Below are 22611 nucleotides of genomic sequence, written 5' to 3' on the forward strand. Positions count from 1 at the left end.
GCCATCATGAACAGTCTGCTGCTGGTGCTGGAAGGCGTGGGCATGGCGCTCGAAGCCATTCGCGGCAACAAGGTGCGCGCCGGTCTCACCATTGCCGGTGTCGCCATCGGCGTGTTCGTGGTGGTGGCCATGGGCGCGGTGGTGAACGGCATCCGCACGTCGTTCCAGCAGGACCTCGACCAGATCGGTGCCACCAGCTTCTTCGTGCAGCGCCGCAGCACCGGGCTGAGCGGCTGCGACGGCACCGACGAGAAGTGTCCCGACCGCAGCAATCCGCCCATCAGCTTCGAGGAGTGGAACATCGTCAGGCGCCTGCCCGGGGTGGAAACGGTCATTGCCACGCTGGGCGGATCGGCCAACTTCGCCTACCGCAACAGTCGCGTGGACAATGTGGGCTACGACGCCTACAGCGTGGACTGGCCCAAGGTGAATGCGTCGGACATCGCGCCGGGGCGCAACTTCACGCGCACCGAAGACGCCGCCGGCACGCCGGTGGCGCTGATCAACGACACCCTCAAGGCGCAGCTGTTCGGCCAGTCCGAGGCCATCGGCAAGCAGATCACGCTCAACGGTCAGCAATTCACCGTGATCGGCGTGTACTCGCCGCGCGCCGGTTTCCTGCTGTCGCTGCAGGGCAAGGGCCCCGACACGCCGCGCGCCATCATTCCGCTGCAGGCGGCGGTACGACAACTGGAGGCGTTCCGCAGTGGGCTCGTGCTCACGGTGCGCCCGCTGCCGAGTGCGCGGCAGGACGAAGTGATGGACGAGGTCACTGCCGCGCTCCGTGCCAGCCGCGGCCTCAAGCCGGGGGAGCGACAAACGTTCTACCTGGTGGAGCAGGATCGTCTGCTCGACACCTTCAATCAGCTCTTTGGTGCCATCTTCGCCGTGGGGCTCGCCCTGTCGGCGGTGGCGCTCCTCGTGGGGGGCGTGGGCGTGGTGGCCATCATGATGATTTCGGTGACGGAGCGCACCCGGGAGATCGGGGTGCGCAAGGCGTTGGGTGCCACCGCCGGCACCATCCGGTGGCAATTTCTCGTCGAAGCGGCCACGCTCACCAGTATTGGGGCCATCGTGGGCCTTGCGGTGGGCGCGCTGCTGGCGTGGGTCATCCGCTCCAATACCAGCATTCCAGCCGAGCTGCCCACGAGCATCGTGGTGACCGCGCTCGTCGCCAGCGCCGTGACCGGCGTGGCGTTCGGCATGTTGCCGGCCGTGAAAGCGTCCAACCTCGATCCGGTCGAGGCGCTGCGATACGAGTAGGCCATGCTTCCCGTCGACATCTTCCGCCTGGCGTTCGGCCAGTTGCGTGTGAACCTCCTGCGCACCGCATTCACGCTGCTGGGAATCGTGGTGTCGGTGGGGTTTCTCGTGGCGGTGGTGGCCATCATCCAGGGGATGAATGCCTACGTGAAGGAGAACATCGCGGAAGCGATGATCGGCATGAATACCTTCCAGGTGCGTCGCCTGCCGCTCAGCCTGGGGCTTTTCACCGACGACGAGTTCCGCCTGCTGCAGAAGCGCCCGCGCGTGGACGAGCGCGACGCGGCCGCCGTGGCGGCGGCGCTCCCCGACGCCCAGGCCATCGGCTTCTCGACCGGGTGGCCTACGCCGCGCGCCGACGTGGTGTGGCGCAATCGCACCCTCGGCAGTGTACTGGTGTTCGGCGTGAGCGAGGGATACCAGGCGGTGCAGGATTACCGCTTCGTGGCGGGCCGGCCGCTCAGTGAACTCGACGTGCGCGAGCGCCGCCCCGTGGTGGCCATCGGCGCCGATGTGGCGAAGGATCTCTTCGACGAGGGGAATGCCATCGACCAGGAGGTGCGCATTGCCGGCCGCCGCTTCACCGTGGTGGGCGTGGTCGCACCCAAGGGACGCGTCCTGGGGCAGTCGTTCGATGCCTTCGTGATGATTCCCATTCCCGCCTTCGAGTCCATCTGGGGGCGACGCCAGCAGACGGTCGTTTCGGTGAAAATGCGGACGGCCGAGGAAGTGGCGCCGGCCATGGCGCGCGCCCAGGAGGCGATGCGCGTGGCGCGTCACCTGCGCCCCGCCGACCGGGACGACTTCGACATCGGCACCGGGGAAGCATTCATCGCCTTCTGGAAGCAACTCACGAGGGTGCTCTTCGCCGTGGTACCGGCGGTGGTGGCCATTGGCATTCTCGTGGGCGGCATCGTGATCATGAACATCATGCTCATGGCGGTCACCGAGCGCACCCACGAGATCGGGCTGCGCAAGGCGGTAGGCGCCACGGCGGCGGATGTGCGGCGGCAGTTCCTCGCGGAAGCGGTGGCGCTGGCGCTCGCCGGCGGCGTGCTGGGCGTGGCCGCAGGATGGGCGTTGGCGTTCGTGGTAAGCAGCGTGAGCCCCCTGCCCGCCCGCGTGACGCCGTGGAGCGTGGCGCTGTCGCTGGTGCTGGGGGCGGGGATCGGCGTGCTCTTCGGCGTCTACCCCGCATCGCGCGCCGCGAGGCTCGATCCCATCACGGCCATGCGCGCGGAAACCTGACATGCCGCTCTCGGGCAGTGGGCTCGCCGAGAACGTGAAGCTGGCGCTCGAAGCGCTGCGTGTGAGCAAGCTGCGCTCGTCGCTGACCATTCTTGGCGTGGTGATTGGCGTGGCCACCGTGATGACGATGGCCGCCATGGTCCAGGGCATTCGCGACCAGATCGTGACCACGATCGAGGTGGCCGGCCCCACGACCTTCTACGTGCTGAAGAAGTTCTCGCAGACCCCGCTCAATCCGGACAACCTGCCCAAGGATGTGCGCATCCGTCCCGATCTCACGGAGGCGGAAGTGGCGCGCATTCGCCTGCTCCCCGAGATCGGCTACGCCTCGCTGTGGGCGCAAACGCTGGCGCGCATCGAGGCCGACGGCGTGCGCACGCAGGGGATGGCCATCATGGGGGCCGACGACGGTTTCACCCTCATTCAGGGTGGCGAACTGGTGGCGGGGCGCTGGTTCACGCGCGGCGAAATCACCGCCGGGGCCCCGGTGGTGGTGCTGCAGGAGAACACGGCGCGCTCGATGTTCGGCCAGGAGCGCCTGCTGGGGCAGCGCGTGCAGATCGGTGGGCGCGTGCTCGAGGTGATCGGCCTGTGGGCAGAGCCGGGGAACATCTTTGCGCCCCCGGGGCAATCGGTGGGCGCCGTGGTGCCGTTTCGCTTCATGGATCGCTCGTACACCATCGATCGCACCAATGCGCTGTTCATCCCGGTCAAGCCACGGGCAGGCGTGCGCGTGGCCGACGCCCAGGGCGCCGTCGAGATGGCGCTGCGGGAAAGCCGGCGACTGCGCCCTGGCGACGGCAACACCTTCGACCTCGTGACGCAGGACCAGATCCTGGACACCTTCAACAGCCTCACGAGCGTCTTCTTCCTGGTGATGATCGTGCTGAGCGGCGTAGCACTGCTCGTGGGCGGGATCGGCGTAATGGCCATCATGACCGTTTCGGTCACCAGTCGCACCCGCGAAATCGGCGTCCGCAAGGCGCTTGGTGCCACGCGCCGCGACATCCTCATCCAGTTTCTCGTCGAGGCGAGTACCCTCACCGGCATTGGTGGCGTCATTGGCATTCTGGTGGGTCTCGTATTCGGGCGCGTGGCCGCCGTTGCGCTCGACATCGATGCGCCCGTGCCGGTGACCCTGACCGTCATTGCGGTGGTGGTCTCCGTGGGCATCGGCATCGTGTTCGGCATGATTCCCGCGCGTCGTGCGGCCAGACTCGATCCCATCGAAGCGCTGCGCTACGAGTAGTCGAGCCGGAACGGACGAATGGCGCGTCCGCGAAGGGGAGACCTGCCGTCAGTTCCTCTTCCCCAGCAGACTCACGGAACTCTCTCAGTACCCGCGCACCGCCAGGAACGCCTCCCAGAGCGGGAGCTGGATGGGAGCCCCCAGCACGGCGAGCTCGAGGACCGACAGGGCGCCGATCACCGTGAGCAGCATCTTGCCCTGACGATAGGCCGGGGTACGCCCGCGAATGGCCAGCACCGCCGTGACCACGGTGTAAGTAATGACGCACCCGAGCGTGAACGGCAGGAACCAGCTGTTCTGCACCGGGCCGAAATACGACTCGAGGAACACGAGCTGGTCGGGGAAGAATCCGCGACCCGGGTTCTCCACGCCAAGGAAGATGTTGATGCTGGCCACCTGGTGCACGACCCAGAAGAGTGCCGCCGTGTACCATCCCACCCGATTCACGCGCTGGTGCGTGAAGAACGCGGTGGTGGCCAGCACTCCCAGCATGACGAGCTGATACCAGAACATCGAGAGCACGGCCCGCACGGCGAAGCTCCACGACGGCGGCTCGGCGGGAATGGAGAGCCGCAACTCCTCAGGGCCGATGATCCATCCGCCGTAGAACGTGACCTGCGCCCACGTCCAGAGAAACGCGCCGCCCAGAAAGCTGCGACGGGCCGCCGAGGGCGTGTCGCGATCACGCTCGAGATACACGAGCGAGGCGCCCCAGAGCGCCAGCGCGCTGGCCACCACGAGCCCCAGCAGCCGGGTGCCGGGCGTGCGCTCGAGCGCGAAGACCACGCCCGTGGTGCTCCACCAGAAGGCCACCACCACGCCGAAGGAGCGCAGGGCCACCCGCATCGTGGTTTCGCGTGTGGCAATGTCGGTGGCGTGCACCATGTCCGGGTGACGCGCGCGCAACAGTGACGGCAGCCACGCCCGCCACCCCGTTGGACGCGTCGGCACCATCGGTATCCGTACCGTCTCCACCCGCACGCTCATGCGCCTCCCTCGGCCATCTGCATTGCCGTTCTCACGAGTCCTCCCAACGCCTTCGCATCCGCCGACGGCAGCAGGATGTAGCGCGCCTTCATGGCCTCCGCCAGCTTGCGCGCCACGAGCTCTCCCCGCGGCGAGGTATCCACGAACATGGCCGGAAGGTGCTGCGACGCGAAGCGCGCCGCAGCGGCCAGGGCATCCACTTCGGCCTGCTTGCGCCCCGGCGTCCCGTCGCGCGCGATGTTGGCGCGCCCATCGGTCATCATCACTACGAGTGGCGCGCTGCCGCCGCGCCGCGTGGCAATCGCCTGCTCCAGGGCGGCATCGATGGCATGTGCCATGGGGGTGCCGCCGCCACCGGGAAGCGCCGCGAGCACCTTCTTGGCCCGCGCGAGCGCCCGGGTGGGGGGCAACAGGACCTCGGTGCCCTGCCCCCGGAACGCCACGAGGCTCACACGGTCACGTCGGGCGTAACTCTCCGCCAGCAGCAGCTCCACCGCGCCCTTGGCCTCGGCCAGGCGATAGAGCGCCGACGACCCCGACGCATCCACCACGAAGATGACCGTGGTGCCGGTGCGCTCCACGAAGCGTCGAATGCGGAAGTCTTCACGGCGCACGGCCACACGCGGCCGTGGTGCCGCCGTGGCGCTGGCCGGTCCCGCACTACGCTCCCGCACCCGCTGCCACGGCGCGGCCGCCCGCAGGGTCTCCAGCAGATGCAGCCGCGCGCCACCGCGCGGCAGCCCACTGCGGGCACCGCGTGGACGACCGCGCAGCAGGTTGGGCGTTTCCTCGCCCACGCGACCCTGCATGGATCCCGCCGTGCTGTTTTGCACGAGTTGCGCCAACAGGTTGGGCGGCAACGCCGCCTGCACCGCATCACGCAGCAACTCGCCGCTGTCGGGTGTGGGCTGTGTGCTGTCGTCGTCGTTGTCCTTCTGCTCCGACTCGGGGGGCTCAGGCGGCTGCTCCAGCTGCGGCGGCGGGGGCTCGGGCGGTTGCTCCGGAGTCTCCTCCTGCTCCGGCGGCACGGAGTCGTCACCCTGCGCCTCGTCCTCCCCGGGCGGCGGCGGGGGTGGCGGCAGCCGCGTGGCCCGCGGCGCCAGCACGAGCGCCGCGGCCTTCTCCGCGTCGGCCTCCGTGACCGCCAGACGGCCGTCGAGTGCCGCGTGGGCGCGAGCGCAGCGCAGCGCAAAGAGCGTCGCGCGCACACTGTCCACCCCGAAGGCATCAGCCGTTTGGCAGAGCGCCGCCGCCCAGGCGTCGTCCACGGTCACCTGCGGCAGCCGTGCCCGTGCCTCACGCACGAGCCGCTCGAAATGATGCGCCGCCGATTCGTCGGCCATCCACTCCAGCTCCTCACTGGTGCGGCCATCGAAGCGCACGCGGAAGGCCACCCGGTCGCCGAGGGCCGGATGCACGAGTTCCTCATCCACCGACTCGTCGAGCAGCAGCGCGCAGACACGCGAGGCATGCCGATCGGCGATCCCGTCGCGCTGCACGGTGATTTCCCCGTGGTCGAGCACTTCGCACAGTGCCGTACGCGCGGCCACGGCCAGCCGCTCCGCCATGGGCAGCACCAGCACGCCGCCATCGGCCGCCGCCAGCACCCCGCGCTCCGCGACGAGCCGGCCGGCCGAGAGGGTGGAAGCGAGATCGACGCCGCCGTACAGGCGGTCGGCCGTTACGCCTGCGGGCACGCGCCGCAGTGGGGCGCCCGCGGGCAGCCACGCCCGCACGAGGGCCCCGAACTGGCGCGCCTGCTCGTGCAGCGGGTGGTCGAGCACGGCGCCTCCCAGCCCGTGCGGATCCACGGCCAGCAACAGCGCCGTGAGGGCGCCGAAGCTGCCGGGCAGGTCAGCCTGCGGCGACGACATCGCCGGCCGGCGTGTCCCAGAGTTCGGCCACGGCGCGCTCGACGCGGGTGGTGGAGCCGGCGTCATCGAGCACGTTGCGGCGCAGGCGATGGCGCAACGCCATCGGCGCGATGCGCCGCAGATGGTCGAGCGTGACCACGTCGGCCCCCTCGAACGCGGCCAGCGCGCGCGTCGTGCGGAGCAGCGTGAGTTCGCCACGCAGTCCGTCGGTCCCCAATGCCGAGCAGAGCGCCGCGGCGCGCTCGAGGATGGCATCGGGCACGGACAACTCGTCGAGGCGAGCCCGCCCCTTCTCGATGGAGCGGCGCACCTTGGCATCGGCCTTCTGCCACTGCGCGAGGAAGGCCATGGGATCGCGATCGAAGGCATCGCGCCGCTTGATCACGTCAATGCGCAGCGCGATGACCGTGGGCGTGCGCACATCCACGGCCAGTCCGAAGCGGTCGAGCAGCTGCGGCCGCAACTCCCCCTCTTCCGGGTTGCCGCTTCCCACGAGGACGAAGCGCGCCGGATGCCGGACGCTGACCCCTTCACGTTCCACCACGTTCTCACCGGTGGCGGCCGCATCGAGCAGCAGGTCCACGAGGTGATCTTCGAGGAGGTTGACCTCGTCCACGTACAGGAAGCCACGGTGCGCGCGCGCGAGGAGTCCGGGCTCGAACGCCTTCTCCCCCGTCGTGAGCGCCCGCTCCAGATCGAGGGCGCCCACGACGCGGTCTTCGGTGGCGCCGAGCGGCAGGTCGACGACCGGCACCGGCGCGAGCAGCGCCCGCGGATGCTGCCCGTCGGCCAGCCGCTTGAGGCAGTCATCGCAGCGCTGGGTGGTGGAGTGCGGATCGCAGCCGTACTTGCACCCCTGCACGACTCTCATCTGCGGCAGCAGCCCAGCCAGCGCACGGACCGCGGTACTCTTGCCCGTGCCTCGGTCGCCAAACACCATGACCCCGCCAATGGAGGGGTCGATCGCCACCAGCAGCAGGGCGAGCTTCATCTCGTCCTGTCCCACGATGGCGCTGAACGGATACACAGGTCGCATCAGAATCCTGAAAGAATCGACCGGCGGCCAGGGGTGGCGCAGGGCAGCCGGAGAAATCCATGTTTCTATGACGTTAGGACCGGACATTCTATGTCGCAATATCCTGACAGTCCCGGCGCTTGCAGGTGTACACTTTTCTTGACACCGCGGTTTCCTCGCGCGAGCTTAGCTGCTGTGAATCCCCCCGAGCAGGCGCTGTCCGCGCCCACCGTTCCGGCCGCCGATCGCCCGCGCGCGACGGCCGATCTCGTCCCGGTTGCTCCGGCAACCGACCGTGCGCTGGCGCCCTCGTGGTTCGAGCGCGTGCGCGATCGCTGGTACAAACTCGTTGCGACCGACGAGTTCCAGCGCTGGAGCGCGCGCTTTCCGCTCACGGCCCCCATCACGCGCTACCGGTCGCGGAAGGTGTTCGACCTGGTGTCGGGGTTCGTCTACACGCAGACGCTCTATGCCTGCGTGGAGATCGACCTGTTCGATTACCTGTCCGATGGTGCCCGCACCATCGAGGAGATCGCCCACCACGGCGAGATGCCCATCGCGAGTGCCGAGCGCCTGCTCAATGCGGCCACGTCGTTGCGCCTGCTGATCAAGCGCCGGCACGGCCGCTATGGATTGGGGCCGTTGGGGGCGCCGCTGGTGGGCAATGTCGGGGTCACGGCGCTCATCCGTCACCACAAGATGGCGTATCACGACCTCGCCGACCCCGTCTCGCTGCTGCGCCAAGGCTCCGACTTCCGCACGGAGCTGTCGCGCTACTGGTCGTACGCCGACGCCCCGCGGCCACAGGCGATCGACGATTCCCGGGTGGCCGCCTACTCGGAAATCATGGCGGCCACGCTGCCGCCGGTGGCGCACGATGTCCTCGACGCCTACGACCTGTCGAAGCACGACTGCCTGCTCGACGTCGGCGGCGGGGAGGGCGCCTTCCTGTCGCTCGTGGGCGCGCGCCACTTGCGGCTGCAGCTGCAGCTGTTCGACCTGCCGGCAGTAGCGTCGCGCGCCCGGACCCGACTCGAACAGATCGGCCTCGGCGACCGGGTACAGTGCTTCGGGGGCAACTTTCACGCAGACTCCCTCTCCACCGGCGCCGATGTCTGCTCGCTGGTACGCGTGCTGCTCGATCACGACGATCTGTCGGTGCTGCGTCTGCTGCAGCGGGTACGGGCCGCGCTGCCCAAGGGCGGGGTGCTGCTCATCGCCGAAGCGCTGGCGGGCGCCAAGGGCGCCGAGACGGTGGGCGACGCCTACTTCTCGTTCTACCTCATGGCCATGGGCAAGGGGCGCGCGCGCCGGGCCTCCGAGCTGCACCAGATGCTGCAGACGGCCGGGTTCCGGAGGAGCCGCGAACTCCCCACCCGCTTCCCGATCCAGACGGGGCTCATCGTGGCGGAAGTCTAGGGCGCGATGGCCGAACCAGGGCGCAGGGCGAAGGGATCAGGGGGAAGGCCGTAGGACCCCGCCTTTCTCCTTCCGCCTGACCGTCTGCCCCCTGCTCCTCTTTAGGAAGCTCGGTCCGAACCGTCCTATCAGTCTCGGACTGCATACCCGAGCAACTCGCTCAGGATATTGACAGCAATCACTGTCAACTTCACTGTACACTCGTGAACACCCTCGCCGTAGTCTTCGAAGAACCGACGAAGCTTTCCGTCCGCGAACTGACACTCGTCGAACCCACCGCCGCCGACGTCGTGGTGGCTATGCAGTACTCCGGCATCAGCACCGGGACCGAGAAGCTGCTCTTCACCGGGCGCATGCCCCCCTTCCCTGGTCTCGCCTATCCCCTGGTGCCCGGCTACGAAGGGGTGGGCCTCATTCTCGAGGCGGGAGCCGAGTCGGGGCGTGAGCCGGGGCAGCTGGTGTACGTGCCCGGGTCCAAGGGCTTCAACGAAGCCCGTGGCCTGTTCGGTGGACAGGCGTCGCGCGTCGTGGTGCCCGGCGGCAAAACCATCCCCCTCGCCGATCACGTGGGGGAGAAGGGGGCGCTCTTCGCGCTCGCGGCCACGGCGCATCACTGCCTCGAGCCCGATCCGGCCAATCACCTCGACAAGCTGCCGGGGCTCATCGTGGGGCACGGTGCCCTGGGCCGTCTCATTGCCCGCCTCTGTGTCCTCTACGGTGCCCCGGCTCCCACCGTATGGGAGACCAATCCCATTCGCATGGACGGTGCGCGCGGCTACTCCGTCATCCACCCCGACGACGACACCACGCGCGGCTACAAGGTCATTTGCGATGTGAGTGGCGCCGACGGCATCATGGACACGCTGGTCAACAAGCTCATGCCCGGGGGCGAGATCGTCCTCGGCGGCTTCTACAGCGAGCCCGTGTCGTTCACCTTCCCGCCCGCGTTCCTGCGCGAAGCGCGCATCCGCATTGCGGCGCAATGGAAGGAGCAGGACCTCACCGCCATCACGGCGTTCGCCAACAGCGGACGCCTCGACCTCGATGGCCTCATCACGCACCGCGAACCCGCGGCGCGTGCCGCCGACGCCTACGCCACGGCGTTCGGTGATCCCCACTGCGTCAAGATGATCCTCGACTGGAGATCTGCTGCATGAGCGAGAACGGTCTGCACCAGCTGCACAAGAACATCCGCGATGAGGCCTCGTCGGATGTCGACACCGTGCACACGGGCCCGGTGACCAAGGAAACGCAGATCATCGCGATCTACGGCAAGGGCGGCATCGGCAAGAGCTTCACCCTCGCCAATCTCTCGTACATGATGGCGCAGCAGGGCAAGAAGGTGCTGCTCATCGGCTGCGACCCGAAGTCCGACACCACGTCGCTGCTCTTCGGCGGCAAGGCCTGCCCCACCATCATCGAAACCTCCAGCCGCAAGAAGCTGGCCGGTGAGGCGGTCTCCATCTCCGACGTCTGCTTCAAGCGCGACGGCGTCTACGCCATGGAGCTGGGTGGTCCCGAGGTCGGCCGCGGCTGCGGTGGCCGCGGCATCATCCATGGGTTCGAAACGCTCGAGAAGCTCGGCTTCCACGACTGGGGCTTCGACTACGTGCTGCTCGACTTCCTCGGCGACGTGGTGTGCGGCGGCTTCGGCCTGCCCATTGCGCGCGACATGTGCCAGAAGGTCATCGTGGTCGGCTCGAACGACCTGCAGTCGCTGTACGTGGCCAACAACGTCTGCAGCGCGGTGGAGTACTTCCGCAAGCTGGGTGGCAACGTGGGCGTGGCCGGCATGGTGATCAACAAGGACGACGGCACCGGCGAAGCGCAGGCGTTCGCCCGGAATGCCGGCATTCCGGTGCTCGCCGCGATTCCCGCCCACGAGGACATCCGCCGCAAGAGCGCCAGCTACGAAATCATCGGCAAGCCCGATGGCGAGTGGGGCGCGCTCTTTGCCGAGCTCGCGCAGAATGTGGCTGACGCCCCGCCGGTACGCCCCAAGCCGCAGACCCAGGATCAGCTCCTCGGCCTCTTCTCGGCCGAAACCACCGGGCGCGACTTCGTGATGGAGCCGGCCACCATGTTCGACATGGTCGGCAAGGAAGAGCTCGTGAAGCCGACGCTCGAAGTCGTCTACGATGCCGTCTGAGGGCGATCGCATGGCTGAGAACCAGGAAGTCGTGTACGATGCCGTCTCGGAGGTACCCATGCTGAACGACGCGGATGCGCCGGGCGGCATGGGGTGCGCTCCGAGCGGCCCATCGGGCAAGCCGCTGCCGGTGGTCAATGGGCAGCCCGTCAATCTGGCCGCCACGCAGGCCGATGGGCTGGGGTGCCATTCCGGGAAGGAGCAGATGCTCGAAGCGGCGCGCGCGGCGGGCAAGAGCGAGGTGCTCGACCGGTATGCGGCCGACTATCCGAAGGGACCGCACGACCAGCCGCAGAGCATGTGTCCCGCCTTCGGGTCGCTGCGCGTGGGGCTGCGCATGCGCCGCACCGCCACCATCCTCAGCGGATCGGCCTGCTGCGTGTACGGGCTCACCTTCACGAGCCATTTCTACGGCGCGCGTCGCACCGTGGGCTACGTGCCCTTCAACAGCGAGACGCTCGTGACGGGGCAGCTGTTCGAGGACATCCGCGACGCGGTGTTCAAGATGGCCGACCCCGCCCTGTACGACGCCATCGTGATCACCAACCTGTGCGTGCCCACGGCGTCCGGTGTGCCGCTGCAGATCCTCCCCAAGGAGATCAACGGCGTCCGCATCATCGGGATCGACGTGCCCGGCTTCGGCGTGCCCACGCATGCGGAAGCCAAGGACGTGCTCGCGGGGGCGATGCTCAAGTACGCCCGGCTCGAGGCCGAGCAGGGGCCGGTGCAGGCCCCACGCGGCGGGCGGGCGGCCAAGCCCACCGTCACGCTCATCGGCGAGATGTTCCCGGCCGACCCGGTCGGCATTGGCATGATGCTCGACGGCCTGGGTCTGGCGGCCGGTCCGGTGGTCCCCACGCGCGAGTGGCGCGAGCTGTACGCGGCGCTCGACTGCACCGTGGCGGCGGCCATTCACCCGTTCTACGTGGCCAGCTTCCGTGAATTCGAAGCGGCCGGGCGGCCCATCGTGGGCTCGGCGCCGGTCGGCTACGAAGGCACGGCCGCGTGGCTCGAGAACATCGGCCGGGCCGCCAACGTGTCGCAGGAGCTCATCGACGCCACCAAGAACCGCATCCTTCCCGCCATCAAGGGCGCGCTCTCGGCCATGCCCATCAAGGGGCGCATCACAATGTCAGGCTACGAAGGCTCGGAGCTGCTGGTGGCGCGCCTGCTCGTGGAGAGCGGCGCCGATGTGCGCTACGTGGGCACCGCCTGCCCGCGCACGCCGTACAGCGAGGCCGATCGCGAATGGCTCGAAGCAAAGGGGGTGCACATCCAGTATCGCGCGTCGCTCGAACAGGATTGTGCGGCCATGGAGGAGTTCCAGCCTGATCTCGCCATTGGTACCACCCCGGTCGTGCAGAAAGCCAAGGAACTCACCATCCCGGCGCTGTACTTCACCAACCTCATTTCGGCACGTCCGCTCATGGGCCCTGCCGGCGCCGGCTCGCTGGCGCAGGTGGTGAACGCCGCCATCGGCAACAAGACGCGGTTCGACGAAATGAAGGCGTTCTTCGGCGACGTGGGCAGCGGCTATCGGGCCGGTGTGTGGGAAGACGTGCCGCAGGACAAGCCGGAGTTTCGCGAGCACTACAAGCGCCACATCGCGAAGCTCAATCGCGCGCGCAAGGCCGAGGAGATGGTCTGATGTCGCTGATTCTCGATCTGGATCGCGCCGGCGGCTACTGGGGGGCGGTGTATGTCTTCACCGCCATCAAGGGGATGCAGGTGGTGATCGACGGTCCGGTCGGATGTGAAAATCTTCCGGTCACGTCGGTCCTGCACTACACCGACGCGCTGCCGCCGCACGAGCTGCCGATCGTGGTGACCGGCCTCGCCGAGGAGGAGCTGGGGCAGCACGGCACCGAAGGCGCGATGAAGCGGGCGCACAGCACGCTCGACCCCGAACTGCCCAGCGTGGTGGTGACCGGCTCGATCGCCGAGATGATCGGCGGTGGCGTGACGCCGGAAGGGACGAATATCCAGCGCTTCCTGCCGCGCACCATCGACGAAGACCAGTGGCAGGCGGCCAACCGCGCCATGTACTGGCTGTGGACGGAGTACGGCCTCAAGAAGGGCGTGCGCCCCAAGAAGCGGGAGAAGCAGCCCGGCGACAAGCCGCGCGTGAACCTCATCGGCCCCATCTACGGCTACTTCAACACGGCCAGTGACCTGCACGAGATCCGTCGTCTTGTCGAGGGGATCGGGGCCGAGATCAACATGGTGTTCCCGCTGGGGAGCCACATGCAGGACATTCCGCGGCTGGTGGATGCGGACGTGAACATCTGCCTGTACCGCGAGTTCGGGCGCCTGCTGTGCGAGGATCTCGAGGTGCCGTACCTGCAGGCGCCGATCGGCCTGCACAGCACCACCAAGTTCCTGCGCTCGCTGGGCCAGCTGCTGGGACTCGACCCCGAGCCCTTCATCGAGAAGGAGAAGCACACCACGATCAAGCCGCTGTGGGACCTGTGGCGTTCGGTCACGCAGGACTTCTTCGGCACGGCGAGCTTCGCGATCGTGGCCAACGAGACGTATGCCCGCGGCGTGCGGCACTTTCTCGAGACGGAGATGGGGCTGCCCTGCGCCTTCAGCTTCGCGCGGCGTCCCGGCGTGAAGCCGGACAACCAGGCAGTGAAGGACGCCATCAAGTCGAAGCCGCCGCTCATCATGTTCGGCAGCTACAACGAGCGCATGTACCTGGCGGAACAGGGGTCCCGTTCGATGTACATCCCGGCGTCGTTCCCGGGGGCGATCATCCGCCGGCACACCGGCACCCCGTTCATGGGGTACAGTGGGGCCACGTACATCGTGCAGGAAGTGTGCAACCAGCTGTTCGACGCGCTCTTCCACATCCTGCCGCTGGGCACGGAGATGGACAAGATCGACGCCACCCCGGCGCGGCTGCACCAGGAGCTGCCGTGGGACGACGAGGCCAAGGCAACGTTCGACGAGCTGTGCGAAGGGTTCCCCATTCTCATTCGCATTTCGGCCGCGAAGCGGCTGCGTGATGCGGCGGAGAAGGATGCGCGGGAGTTGGGCGACGGTGTCGTGACCCGCGATCACGTCCTGGCCAGCCGGCGCACGCTGCAAGGGGCCACGGCGTAGTGCGGCTTCCGGTGGGGTGCCCCGCCCGCGGGGCCCGGTAGTGCCGAACGCGCCAGCGGACTGCGGTTCCGCTGGCGCGTTTGCGCGGTATGTTTTGCCGCGGTGTTGGTGGCTAGTCGGCGTTCGCGCACAGGGCGTGAACGATCACCTCCGGCCTTTCCTCCGGCAGCAGGTGCCCTCCCTCCTCCACGGTCAGCGTCACCCCCGGAATGCGCGCCACGGCGCGCCGCAGGGCAGTGAGTGGAATCCAGCGATCCCCGCGCGCGGCGATGAGCTGCACGGGCGTGCGCAGCACGCCCACGTCGCGAAAGAGCGCGGGCAGGTCCCAGCGCGCCATCATGGCGATGGCCGCGTGCACGTGCGCGGGGCGGGAGCAGAGCTGGCGATAGCGCGCGGCCTGCGGGGCGGTGAGCGTGGTGCCGGTGCTGGCGAGCATGTGCGCGATGAGGCGGGTTTGTGCGGCGAGGCGGGCGGTGGTGCCGGCCACGGCGTCGGTTTCGAGCACACGCCCCAGCACGGGCGCGATGAGTGCCACATACCATGCGGGCGGGGGCACGAGCGCCGGGCAGACGCCGAGCAGCCGCGCAGGCGCCAGGTAGCCGTCGAGCACCATGCGCAGCAGCACGGACACACCGGCAGAGTGCCCCACCACCACCTGCGGTCGGACGCCGATGCCGTCGAGCAGGGCGTGCAGCAGGCGCGACATGCCGGCCAGGCTGTAGGGATTGCGGGCCCGTTCGACGGGCGCGGGGACCTCGGTGAAGCCGTGGCCGGGGAGATCGATGTTGACCACGTGATAGTGGCCGTGGAGGGCTGGCACGACGCCGGCCCAGGAGTGGGTGCTGCCGCCGGTGCCGTGCATGAGCAGGACCGTGGGGGCGGCATCGGCGGGGCGTCCCGACCGCTGGACGTGCCAGGTGAGGCCGTCCAGCATATGGAATTCGGAGTGGTCGCGGAGTGGCCAGTCCAGAGGGATCATGTCGGGAATGTGGGGTTTGGCGGGTGTCATGAAATTGGTGCGTCGGAAACCGTAAATTCTTCTTGACGCATTGAACCGTAAGGTCCAGTTTACACCCCGTAGTTCAAGACTCGCTGCCCGTTACTCGGGTGGCATCCCAGCCGCGCGGGCGGAGCGCGGTAGCATCTGTCAGTTCCTTTGGAGGCAGAGATGTCGGAAAAGGGCGGAATGACCGAGGAAGAGGCGCGTCGCTTCCACGGCTACATGGTGACCGGCACCATGGGCTACGTCGTTGTTGCTGCGGTCGCGCATTTCCTCGCGTGGTCGTGGCGTCCGTGGTTCTAACCCTCTGATTCGAGGCTGGAGAGATTATGCACAGAATCTGGATGGGTAACGATCCGAACCTCATCATGAGCGCGCTCGGCACGTTTCTGGTCGGTTGCGTGCTAGTGCTTCACATCTGGGCCTTCGGGCAGTTCAATTGGCCCGGGACCCTCAAGGCCAAGTACGCGACGCCCGCGGCCGCCACCAAGTAAGGAGTACCCATGCATCGCATCTGGTTGATGTATGACCCGCGGCGCGTGCTGGTGGCCATGGTTGGCTTCCTCGCCGTGCTCGCGCTGGTGATTCACTTCATCCTGCTCAGCTCGCAGCGTTACTCGTGGATCGAGAACGGGACGCTCGGCGCTGATCAGGCGCCCGTCGGGGCGTCGGCTCCGGCGGCGGCGGCAGAGATGTCGCCGCTCCCGCCCGGCCGGTAAAGCGTCGCGCGTCGTCGCCGGGCTGGCGTTTCGCACGTGTCAGTGCGACGCCAGCCCCGGCCGACGCAAAACGTTCGCATTTTCCTAGGCAGTTGCTGGCAGTTCCCTGGTAATTCGCAGCCGCAATTCCCCCCGCTGCCTTTTCTCTGCGCGTCCGGAGATATCGCCCATGGCGATGCTGAGCTTCGAGAAGAAGTACCGTGTCCGCGGTGGTACGCTGATCGGCGGAGATCTTTTCGATTTCTGGTTCGGTCCGTTCTACGTGGGCTTCTTTGGTGTCACGACGATCATCTTCGTCACGCTTGGCACGCTCTTGTGCGTGTGGGGCGCGGCGATGGGGCCGACGTGGAACCTGTGGCAGATCAACATTGCCCCGCCCGACCTCAAGTACGGACTCGGCCTCGCGCCGATGCGTGAGGGGGGCTTGTGGCAGATCATCACCTTGTGCGCCATCGGAGCCTTCGGCTCCTGGGCGTTGCGTCAGGCCGAGATTGCCCGAAAACTCGGCATGGGCATGCACATCCCGTGGGCGTACGGCGGTGCCGTGCTGGCCTACGTGACGCTGGTCGTCATTCGCCCGCTGCTGCTGGGCGCGTGGGGGCATGGCTTTCCGTACGGCATCTTCTCGCACCTGGACTGGGTGTCGAACGTGGGGTACCAGTACCTCCACTTCCACTACAATCCGGCGCACATGATCGCCGTGACGTTCTTCTTCACGAACTGCCTCGCGCTCGCGATGCACGGCTCGCTCATCCTCTCGGTGACCAATCCGCCGAAGGGTACGCCCGTCGGAACGAGTGAACAGGAGAACGTCTTCTTCCGCGACCTGGTCGGCTACTCGATCGGCGCAATCGGCATTCACCGCCTCGGCCTGTTCCTCGCGGTCGGCGCGGCGGTCTGGAGTGCCATCTGCATCGTGATCTCCGGTCCCTTCTGGACGAAGGGCTGGCCCGAGTGGTGGAGCTGGTGGCTCAACCTCCCCATCTGGAAGTGAGGCCCAGTCACCATGCTTGAATACCAGAATCTGTTCACGCGCGTCCAGGTCCGGACGCTCCCCGAAGCGGGGATCCCGATCGACGAATCGACGGGCACGCGGTACGGCACCCCCACCTTCTCGTATCTCGCCGGCAAGTTCGGCGACGCGCAGATCGGCCCGATCTACCTGGGCTGGGCCGGGGTGCTGTCGCTGATCTTCGGCTTCATCGCCTTCGAGATCATCGGCCTCAACATGTGGGCCTCGGTGGGCTGGGATCCGGTGGAGTTCATCCGCCAGCTTCCGTGGCTGGCCCTCGAGCCGCCGCCCCCGCAGTACGGGCTGCGCATCCCGCCGCTCAATCAGGGTGGCTGGTACCTCATGGCCGGCTTCTTCCTCACCCTCAGCATCATCCTCTGGTGGGTGCGGGTGTACCGCCGGGCGCGCGCCCTCAAGATGGGCACGCATCTCCCGTGGGCCTTCGCCAGCGCGATCTTCCTCTACTCCACGTTCTTCTTCCAGCCGCTGCTCGTTGGCAGCTGGAGCGAGATGGTGCCCTTCGGCATCTTCCCGCACCTCGACTGGACGTCGGCGTTCTCGATCCGCTACGGCAACCTGTACTACAATCCGTTCCACGCCCTCTCCATCGCCTTCCTGTACGGCTCCGCCGTGCTCTTCGCGATGCACGGTGCCACCATCCTGGCCGTGGCCCGCATGGGCGGTGAGCGCGAAATCGAGCAGATCACCGACCGCGGCACGGCGGCCGAACGCTCGATGCTCTTCTGGCGCTGGTGCATGGGCTTCAACGCCACCATGGAGTCGATCCACCGCTGGTCCTGGTGGTTCGCGGTGCTCACCACCTTCACGGGCGGCATCGGCATCCTCCTCACCGGCACCGTGGTCGACAACTGGTACCTGTGGGGCGTGAAGCACGGGCTCGTGGCGCCGTACCCGGCGCAGAACCAGCTCACACCGGAACAGGCCGACCTGCTGCGTGGCCGGTATCAGGGCACCGCCCCCGATTCCTTCCCGTCGTATGTCGTGCCGCAAAACGCGACCATGCCCGATACGGCGGAAGCGCCCGTTGCCGTGGATTCCCTCATGGCGGACTCGCTCACGGTCGACTCGCTGAAGACCGATTCCACGAAGTCGGGAGGTGTCCAGTGAAGTCCGCACGTCGATGGGTCACCGCGGCCTGCGTCCCCCTCGCCCTGATGGCCCTCGGGGCCTGTGGCGACGCGGCCGTGGACACGGTGCAGGTGGGATACCGCGGTACCGCCATGGAGCAGGGCTACGACCACGGCGATCTCAAGGCCAAGTTCGCCCAGGTCAAGATTCCGCAGAGTCCGCCGCCGGCCGGTGAATCCCCGCCGGGTCCGCTCCCCTGGAAGAACGTGCAGGTGCTCAACGACATCAGCGTGGCGGAGTTCAACCGCACCATGATCGCGATGAGCACCTGGGTGGCGGGCACGGGCAACTGCGCCTACTGCCACAACGTCGCCGCCTTCCAGGACGACACCTTGCCCAACGGCAAGCCGCTGTACACCAAGCTGGTCGCCCGCCGCATGCTCCAGATGACGCGGCAGATCAACGGCCAGTACACGCAGCACGTGAAGAACACCGGCGTCACCTGCTACACCTGCCACATGGGCAAGCCGTTGCCCAACGGCCTCTGGTTCTACTCGAGCCAGACCGACTACCTGCGGCACTACCTCGACCGGGATGGCGCGCGCGTGATCAGCCAGACCGTCGCGCCGGCCAGTGTCAACCGGAGTTCGGTGAAGCAGACGGAGTGGACGTACGCGCTCATGATCTCGCAGTCGCGCTCCCTCGGCGTGAACTGCACGTACTGCCACAACACCCGCCAGTTCTCCTCGTGGCGGGAAGCGCCGCCGCAGCGTGTGACCGCCTATCACGGCATCCTCATGCTGCGCGACGTGAACCAGAACTACCTGGCGCCGCTGCAGCCGGTCTATCCCGCGGTGCGCCTTGGCGCCATGGGCGATGCGCCCAAGGCCCAGTGCGTCACCTGCCACAACGGGGCCTACAAGCCGCTGTACGGGGCCCAGATGGCCAAGGACTTCCCGGCCCTCTGGGGACGCGCCGACTGGAACGGAACCCCCTTCCCGGGGATCATGACCATGGCGGCGGATACCACCAAGCGTGACAGCACCGTGGCGGCTCCCGTAGCCGCGCCGGCGCAGCGGACCAGCGCCAAGACGGTGCCGGCCGCACCGGTCGGCATGAACTGACCTCCACACGCTTCAGCTCCGCGCACAGGGCCTCCGGCCCGCCGCGCGGCCAACCCCGCGGCGCCTCACCGGCGTCGCGGGGTTACTGCTTCCGGCACGGCAGAAACCGTCATCCGCTCTTTCGCATTAGTCGTGCGTTGACCCGGGGTCCATGCCGATGCCCGGGCGTCCTCACCTGTTCCACCCTCTCCATCCGAGTCCTGCCGTGTCTACGCGCCGTCTGCCCGTGTACATCCTTGCCGACGTATCCGGTTCGATGCAGGGTACCCCCATCGAATCGGTGAAGTCGGGGATCCGCCAACTGCACCGCGACCTGCTGGGCGACCCGCAGGCCATCGAAAGCGCGTATCTCTCGGTCCTCACCTTCTCCAACTCGGCACAGCAGCTGGTGCCGCTCACCGAAGTGGCGATGTTCAACCCGCCCGACCTGGTGGCGAGCGGCTCGACGAACTTCGGCGACGGCCTGCGCCTGCTGCTCGAGAGCTTCGACCGCGAGATCATGCGCACCACCGCCGAGCAGAAGGGGGATTGGCGTCCGCTGGTGTTCATCCTCTCCGATGGCGCCCCCACCGATGTCGACTGGCCGGTGTACGCGCAGCAGCTGCGGGAGCGGCGCCCGGCCAACATCATCGCCGTGGCCTGCGGCGATCAGGCCGACGTCGAGGTGCTCAAGCAGGTCACCGAGATCGTCATCCAGATGCAGGACATGTCCCCCGATGCGTTCAAGGCCTTCTTCCGCTTCGTGTCGGCCAGCGTGAAGCAGACGAGCGCCAAGGTCGGGGCCGTGGCTGATGGGGGAAGCATTACGCTGCCGCCGCCGCCGCCCGGCATCACGATCGTACCGTAAGGCACGATCCGCAGCACCGTGGAATCCACTCCCCGCCCAGACGACACGCCGTCCGAGGCTACGGCCACCGAGGTCGCCCCCGTCCGACCCACGTGGAATGCGGTCGTGCCCACCAGCCCGTGGTGTCCCGACGAATGGCGCGAGCATCTCGAACGGCTCGCGCCGGGACTGCCTGACGGCGGACAGGCGGCGGCCGTACACGAGGCCACCGGCGTGCACCTGCGCGCTGCGCCATGGTCGCTGCTGCTCTCTTCGCGACGCGGACGGCTGCATGCGCACCGCGGCGAGCACCGCGAGGACGCCGGCCACCTCGTGCACTTTCCCGATGGCTGGTGCGCGGCTATCGCCGACGGCGCCGGCTCGGCAGCCTACAGCCGCCTCGGCAGCGCGCTCGCAACGCACACGGTCACGCACGCCCTGCGCGAGGCGCTTGCGCCCGGCAGTGCGCCGGCCGCGGCGCTTGGTCCCGCCATGCGGCAGGCCGCGCAGGCGGTGCACGACCGGCAGCGCGCGTTCGCGACCCAAGCCGGCCTCGCCCCCCGTGAACTGCGCACCACGCTGCTCGTGGCCGCGCGGCATGGCCGCACCCTCGCCGTGATGCAGGTGGGTGACGGGGCCATGGCCGTGCTGCACAACGACGGCACCCTGTCCCACCCGCAGGCCGTTGCCACCGGTGACTACTCGGGCGAGGTGGCGCACTTCCTCCCCGACGATGGCGCGCTCGACGTGCTGCAGACCTCCGTGCGCCTCCTGCCGGCCGACAACGTGGCGGCGGTGCTGCTTGCCAGCGACGGCGTGGAGGACCCGTGGTATCCGTTCACCCGCTTCGCCAAGCCCCTGATGCAGCTGCTCGCCACCGGGCGCCATGCCGCGTTGGACGCCGCCATGCCCGCCTCATTCGTACCGGCGTGGACCGACTCGGTGCTGGGCGCCGCCGACCCCGTGCACGCCCTGGCCGAATGGCTGGCCTTCGAGAAGCGCGGCGAAAACGACGACCGCACGCTGTGCCTCGCGTACACCGATGCCTTCGTGGCCACGGCCGGCGTGCGCCCCGCGGGCGCCTGAACATGGGGACCGTGCACTGCCGCCTCACCGATGGGCGCACGCTGCAGCTGGACGATGAACCGGTGGGCACCGGTGCGGAAAAACGCGTGTTCCTCACGCGCGATCGACAGTTTGCCGTGGGCTTCTACTACGGCACGTTGAGCGACCGGCGCGAACGGGTCGATCGGCTGACGCGCATTCTCACCAACTACAACCCCACCCTGGCGGCCAACGGCGCGTACTGGTCGCCGTACTTCTGCTGGCCGGTGGGCATGGTAGATGGGGCACAGGCCATCCCGCAGGCGTTTGCGCAGCGGCAGCAGTTGGTCTGGCCCCCCCTGGCCGTCGTCACGCCCACCTACCGCGGCAACTTCTACTTCAGCGATCGCTTCGGCAGCAGGCAGGAGAAGGAGGTGCGCTGGTTCACCGGCGGCAAGGCCTCGAAGTTCGTGCCGCAGGCGGAAACGGGGACGTTGCTCACGCGGCTGCAGGTGGCGGTGCGGCTGGCACGGGCCGTCCGGCGGTTGCACATGGCCGGTCTCGCCCACGCGGACCTCTCGAACAAGAACGTGCTGGTCGACCCCAAGGGGGGCGATGCCTGCATCATCGACATCGATTCGCTCGTGGTGCCGGGCGTGGCGCCGCCAAGCGTGCTCGGCACCCCCGGCTACATCGCGCCCGAAGTGCTCGCGAACAAGGCGCAGCCCAGCATCGCCACCGACAAGCACGCCCTCGCCGTGCTGCTGTACGAACTGCTGCTGCAACGCCACCCGTTGCAAGGCAAGCGCGTGAACAGCACGCGGTCGGCCGAGGAGGATGAGCAGCTGTCGATGGGCGCCCGGGCGCTGTTCATCGAGCACCCCACCGACCGCCGCAATCCGCCGCACGCGCCCATTACCGTTCCCTTTGCCCGACTGGGTCCGCATCTGGCGCAGTGCTTCACCCGCACCTTCGTCGATGGCCTGCACACGCCGGGCAAGCGCGCGGATGCCGCCGAGTGGGAGGCGGCGCTGTACCGCACGATGCAGCGGCTGCATCCCCTGCCCAGCGGCAAGTGGACCCTCGTGGGATCGGGGTTGCCCAACGCGTCACTCACCGGCGACGAACGATTGTCGGGGCCGGTGCTGGTGGCGCATCTGTTGCGCGACACACCGCAGGGCGTCGTCGACGAGCAGGACCTGTTCGTGCTCTTTCATCACCTGGCGCTGCATGACTGGCACCTGCGGGTGGGCACCCTGCCCAACGAGAAGGCCGATCGCACCGCACGCGGGTACGTGGCGCAACATGCCGGCAAGTGGTGGATGGTGAACACCAGTGCCACGCCCTGGCACGTGGTGGACGGGCCGTCCATCGGCCGCAATGCCTCGCTCGAGCTCGTGAGTGGTCTCACGGTGCGTATCGGCGACGAATCGCCCGCGCGGGTGCTGCGCATCGGCACGCTGTAACGTGCCAGCCCGGCCTCAGGAC

Annotated in this window: 20 protein-coding genes and 1 pseudogene; 17 read left to right on the forward strand and 4 right to left on the reverse strand. The window is 68.0% G+C overall.

Going from position 1 to position 22611, the window contains the following annotated elements; all coding sequences use genetic code 11:
* The first annotated feature begins 6 nt into the window (after positions 1-6).
* The 3 genes from LW840_RS01170 to LW840_RS01180 are packed head-to-tail and all read left to right on the forward strand — an operon-like array spanning position 7 to position 3760.
* A complete protein-coding gene (locus LW840_RS01170) occupies positions 7-1263 on the forward strand; it encodes an ABC transporter permease (protein WP_291262587.1) in 1257 nt (418 codons plus the stop codon).
* Positions 1264-1266: 3 nt separating this feature from the next.
* Positions 1267-2511 carry an ABC transporter permease gene (locus tag LW840_RS01175; protein WP_291262586.1) on the forward strand — a complete coding sequence of 415 codons (1245 nt, stop codon included), beginning with the start codon at positions 1267-1269 and terminating at the stop codon, positions 2509-2511.
* A gap of 1 nt (position 2512) precedes the next feature.
* Entirely contained in the window at positions 2513-3760 is a 1248-nt protein-coding gene (locus LW840_RS01180) for an ABC transporter permease (RefSeq protein WP_291266784.1), read from the forward strand.
* A gap of 84 nt (positions 3761-3844) precedes the next feature.
* Here the strand turns inward: LW840_RS01180 and LW840_RS01185 are convergent, their stop codons facing one another.
* From LW840_RS01185 to bchI, 3 genes are read right to left on the reverse strand one after another with little or no spacing between them, the layout of a single operon-like run.
* Positions 3845-4714 (reverse strand): DUF3623 family protein, encoded by an 870-nt coding sequence (locus LW840_RS01185; protein ID WP_291276278.1) that lies wholly within the window; start codon positions 4712-4714, stop codon positions 3845-3847.
* A 29-nt stretch (positions 4715-4743) separates the two neighbouring features.
* On the reverse strand, positions 4744-6621 hold the full coding sequence (locus tag LW840_RS01190) for a magnesium chelatase subunit D (protein ID WP_291276279.1): 1878 nt from the start codon (positions 6619-6621) through the stop codon (positions 4744-4746).
* Entirely contained in the window at positions 6602-7657 is a 1056-nt protein-coding gene (gene bchI / locus LW840_RS01195) for a magnesium chelatase ATPase subunit I (RefSeq protein ID WP_291276280.1), read from the reverse strand. The genes LW840_RS01190 and bchI overlap by 20 nt, the downstream gene beginning before the upstream one ends.
* Positions 7658-7831: 174 nt before the next feature.
* On the opposite strand from bchI, the gene LW840_RS01200 reads away from it, so the two are divergent.
* The 5 genes from LW840_RS01200 to bchZ all read left to right on the forward strand — a co-directional run bounded on the left by LW840_RS01200 (position 7832) and on the right by bchZ (position 14309).
* Positions 7832-9055 (forward strand): methyltransferase, encoded by a 1224-nt coding sequence (locus tag LW840_RS01200; RefSeq protein ID WP_291276281.1) that lies wholly within the window; start codon positions 7832-7834, stop codon positions 9053-9055.
* Positions 9056-9258: 203 nt separating this feature from the next.
* Positions 9259-10212 (forward strand): chlorophyll synthesis pathway protein BchC, encoded by a 954-nt coding sequence (gene bchC, locus LW840_RS01205; RefSeq protein ID WP_291266788.1) that lies wholly within the window; start codon positions 9259-9261, stop codon positions 10210-10212.
* Positions 10209-11204, forward strand: coding sequence for a chlorophyllide a reductase iron protein subunit X (locus tag LW840_RS01210; RefSeq protein WP_291266789.1), 996 nt, complete (start codon positions 10209-10211; stop codon positions 11202-11204). Before bchC ends, LW840_RS01210 begins: the two co-directional genes overlap by 4 nt.
* An 88-nt stretch (positions 11205-11292) precedes the next feature.
* On the forward strand, positions 11293-12852 hold the full coding sequence (gene bchY / locus LW840_RS01215; protein WP_343213842.1) for a chlorophyllide a reductase subunit Y: 1560 nt from the start codon (positions 11293-11295) through the stop codon (positions 12850-12852).
* Positions 12852-14309: a chlorophyllide a reductase subunit Z gene (gene bchZ / locus LW840_RS01220; RefSeq protein ID WP_291276283.1), complete on the forward strand. Its 1458-nt coding sequence runs from the start codon at positions 12852-12854 to the stop codon at positions 14307-14309. Before bchY ends, bchZ begins: the two co-directional genes overlap by 1 nt.
* 112 nt (positions 14310-14421) lie before the next feature.
* On the opposite strand, the gene bchO is transcribed toward bchZ, so the two are convergent.
* Positions 14422-15288: an alpha/beta fold hydrolase BchO gene (gene bchO, locus LW840_RS01225; protein ID WP_291262576.1), complete on the reverse strand. Its 867-nt coding sequence runs from the start codon at positions 15286-15288 to the stop codon at positions 14422-14424.
* Positions 15289-15477: 189 nt separating this feature from the next.
* Between bchO and pufB the strand changes: the two genes are divergently transcribed.
* The 9 genes and pseudogenes from pufB to LW840_RS01270 all read left to right on the forward strand — a co-directional run bounded on the left by pufB (position 15478) and on the right by LW840_RS01270 (position 22589).
* A complete protein-coding gene (gene pufB, locus LW840_RS01230) occupies positions 15478-15612 on the forward strand; it encodes a light-harvesting antenna LH1, beta subunit (protein WP_291262575.1) in 135 nt (44 codons plus the stop codon).
* 41 nt (positions 15613-15653) lie between these two features.
* A complete protein-coding gene (locus LW840_RS01235; protein WP_291276284.1) occupies positions 15654-15803 on the forward strand; it encodes a hypothetical protein in 150 nt (49 codons plus the stop codon).
* A gap of 9 nt (positions 15804-15812) precedes the next feature.
* Positions 15813-16028 (forward strand): light-harvesting antenna LH1, alpha subunit, encoded by a 216-nt coding sequence (gene pufA, locus LW840_RS01240; protein WP_291262573.1) that lies wholly within the window; start codon positions 15813-15815, stop codon positions 16026-16028.
* A gap of 169 nt (positions 16029-16197) precedes the next feature.
* Positions 16198-17022 (forward strand): photosynthetic reaction center subunit L, encoded by an 825-nt coding sequence (gene pufL / locus LW840_RS01245; protein ID WP_291262572.1) that lies wholly within the window; start codon positions 16198-16200, stop codon positions 17020-17022.
* Positions 17023-17034: 12 nt separating this feature from the next.
* Positions 17035-17940 (forward strand): annotated as a pseudogene (pufM, locus tag LW840_RS01250) (photosynthetic reaction center subunit M); the annotation flags it as partial.
* A 275-nt stretch (positions 17941-18215) separates the two neighbouring features.
* Positions 18216-19253 carry a photosynthetic reaction center cytochrome PufC gene (gene pufC, locus LW840_RS01255; RefSeq protein WP_291276285.1) on the forward strand — a complete coding sequence of 346 codons (1038 nt, stop codon included), beginning with the start codon at positions 18216-18218 and terminating at the stop codon, positions 19251-19253.
* Between the two features lie 205 nt (positions 19254-19458).
* Positions 19459-20100, forward strand: coding sequence for a VWA domain-containing protein (locus LW840_RS01260; protein ID WP_291262569.1), 642 nt, complete (start codon positions 19459-19461; stop codon positions 20098-20100).
* Between the two features lie 105 nt (positions 20101-20205).
* The gene (locus tag LW840_RS01265) at positions 20206-21165 is read left to right on the forward strand and encodes a PP2C family serine/threonine-protein phosphatase (RefSeq protein WP_291268303.1); all 960 of its coding nucleotides are present in this window, start codon (positions 20206-20208) and stop codon (positions 21163-21165) included.
* A gap of 11 nt (positions 21166-21176) precedes the next feature.
* Positions 21177-22589: a lipopolysaccharide kinase InaA family protein gene (locus tag LW840_RS01270; protein WP_291276286.1), complete on the forward strand. Its 1413-nt coding sequence runs from the start codon at positions 21177-21179 to the stop codon at positions 22587-22589.
* The last annotated feature ends 22 nt before the right edge of the window (positions 22590-22611 follow it).

The sequence above is a fragment of the Gemmatimonas sp. genome (genome assembly GCF_021298855.1).
GTDB lineage: Bacteria > Gemmatimonadota > Gemmatimonadetes > Gemmatimonadales > Gemmatimonadaceae > Gemmatimonas.

Bases quoted from the DNA above. Each gene is read 5' to 3' on its own strand.
- LW840_RS01170 (WP_291262587.1), top strand. From the start codon at position 7: ATGAACAGTCTGCTGCTGGTGCTGGAAGGCGTGGGCATGGCGCTCGAA.
- LW840_RS01175 (WP_291262586.1), top strand. From the start codon at position 1,267: ATGCTTCCCGTCGACATCTTCCGCCTGGCGTTCGGCCAGTTGCGTGTG.
- LW840_RS01180 (WP_291266784.1), top strand. From the start codon at position 2,513: ATGCCGCTCTCGGGCAGTGGGCTCGCCGAGAACGTGAAGCTGGCGCTC.
- LW840_RS01185 (WP_291276278.1), bottom strand. From the start codon at position 4,714: ATGGTGCCGACGCGTCCAACGGGGTGGCGGGCGTGGCTGCCGTCACTG.
- LW840_RS01190 (WP_291276279.1), bottom strand. From the start codon at position 6,621: ATGTCGTCGCCGCAGGCTGACCTGCCCGGCAGCTTCGGCGCCCTCACG.
- bchI (WP_291276280.1), bottom strand. From the start codon at position 7,657: ATGCGACCTGTGTATCCGTTCAGCGCCATCGTGGGACAGGACGAGATG.
- LW840_RS01210 (WP_291266789.1), top strand. From the start codon at position 10,209: ATGAGCGAGAACGGTCTGCACCAGCTGCACAAGAACATCCGCGATGAG.
- bchY (WP_343213842.1), top strand. From the start codon at position 11,293: ATGGGGTGCGCTCCGAGCGGCCCATCGGGCAAGCCGCTGCCGGTGGTC.
- bchZ (WP_291276283.1), top strand. From the start codon at position 12,852: ATGTCGCTGATTCTCGATCTGGATCGCGCCGGCGGCTACTGGGGGGCG.
- bchO (WP_291262576.1), bottom strand. From the start codon at position 15,288: ATGATCCCTCTGGACTGGCCACTCCGCGACCACTCCGAATTCCATATG.
- pufB (WP_291262575.1), top strand. From the start codon at position 15,478: ATGTCGGAAAAGGGCGGAATGACCGAGGAAGAGGCGCGTCGCTTCCAC.
- LW840_RS01235 (WP_291276284.1), top strand. From the start codon at position 15,654: ATGGGTAACGATCCGAACCTCATCATGAGCGCGCTCGGCACGTTTCTG.
- pufA (WP_291262573.1), top strand. From the start codon at position 15,813: ATGCATCGCATCTGGTTGATGTATGACCCGCGGCGCGTGCTGGTGGCC.
- pufL (WP_291262572.1), top strand. From the start codon at position 16,198: ATGGCGATGCTGAGCTTCGAGAAGAAGTACCGTGTCCGCGGTGGTACG.
- pufC (WP_291276285.1), top strand. From the start codon at position 18,216: ATGGCCCTCGGGGCCTGTGGCGACGCGGCCGTGGACACGGTGCAGGTG.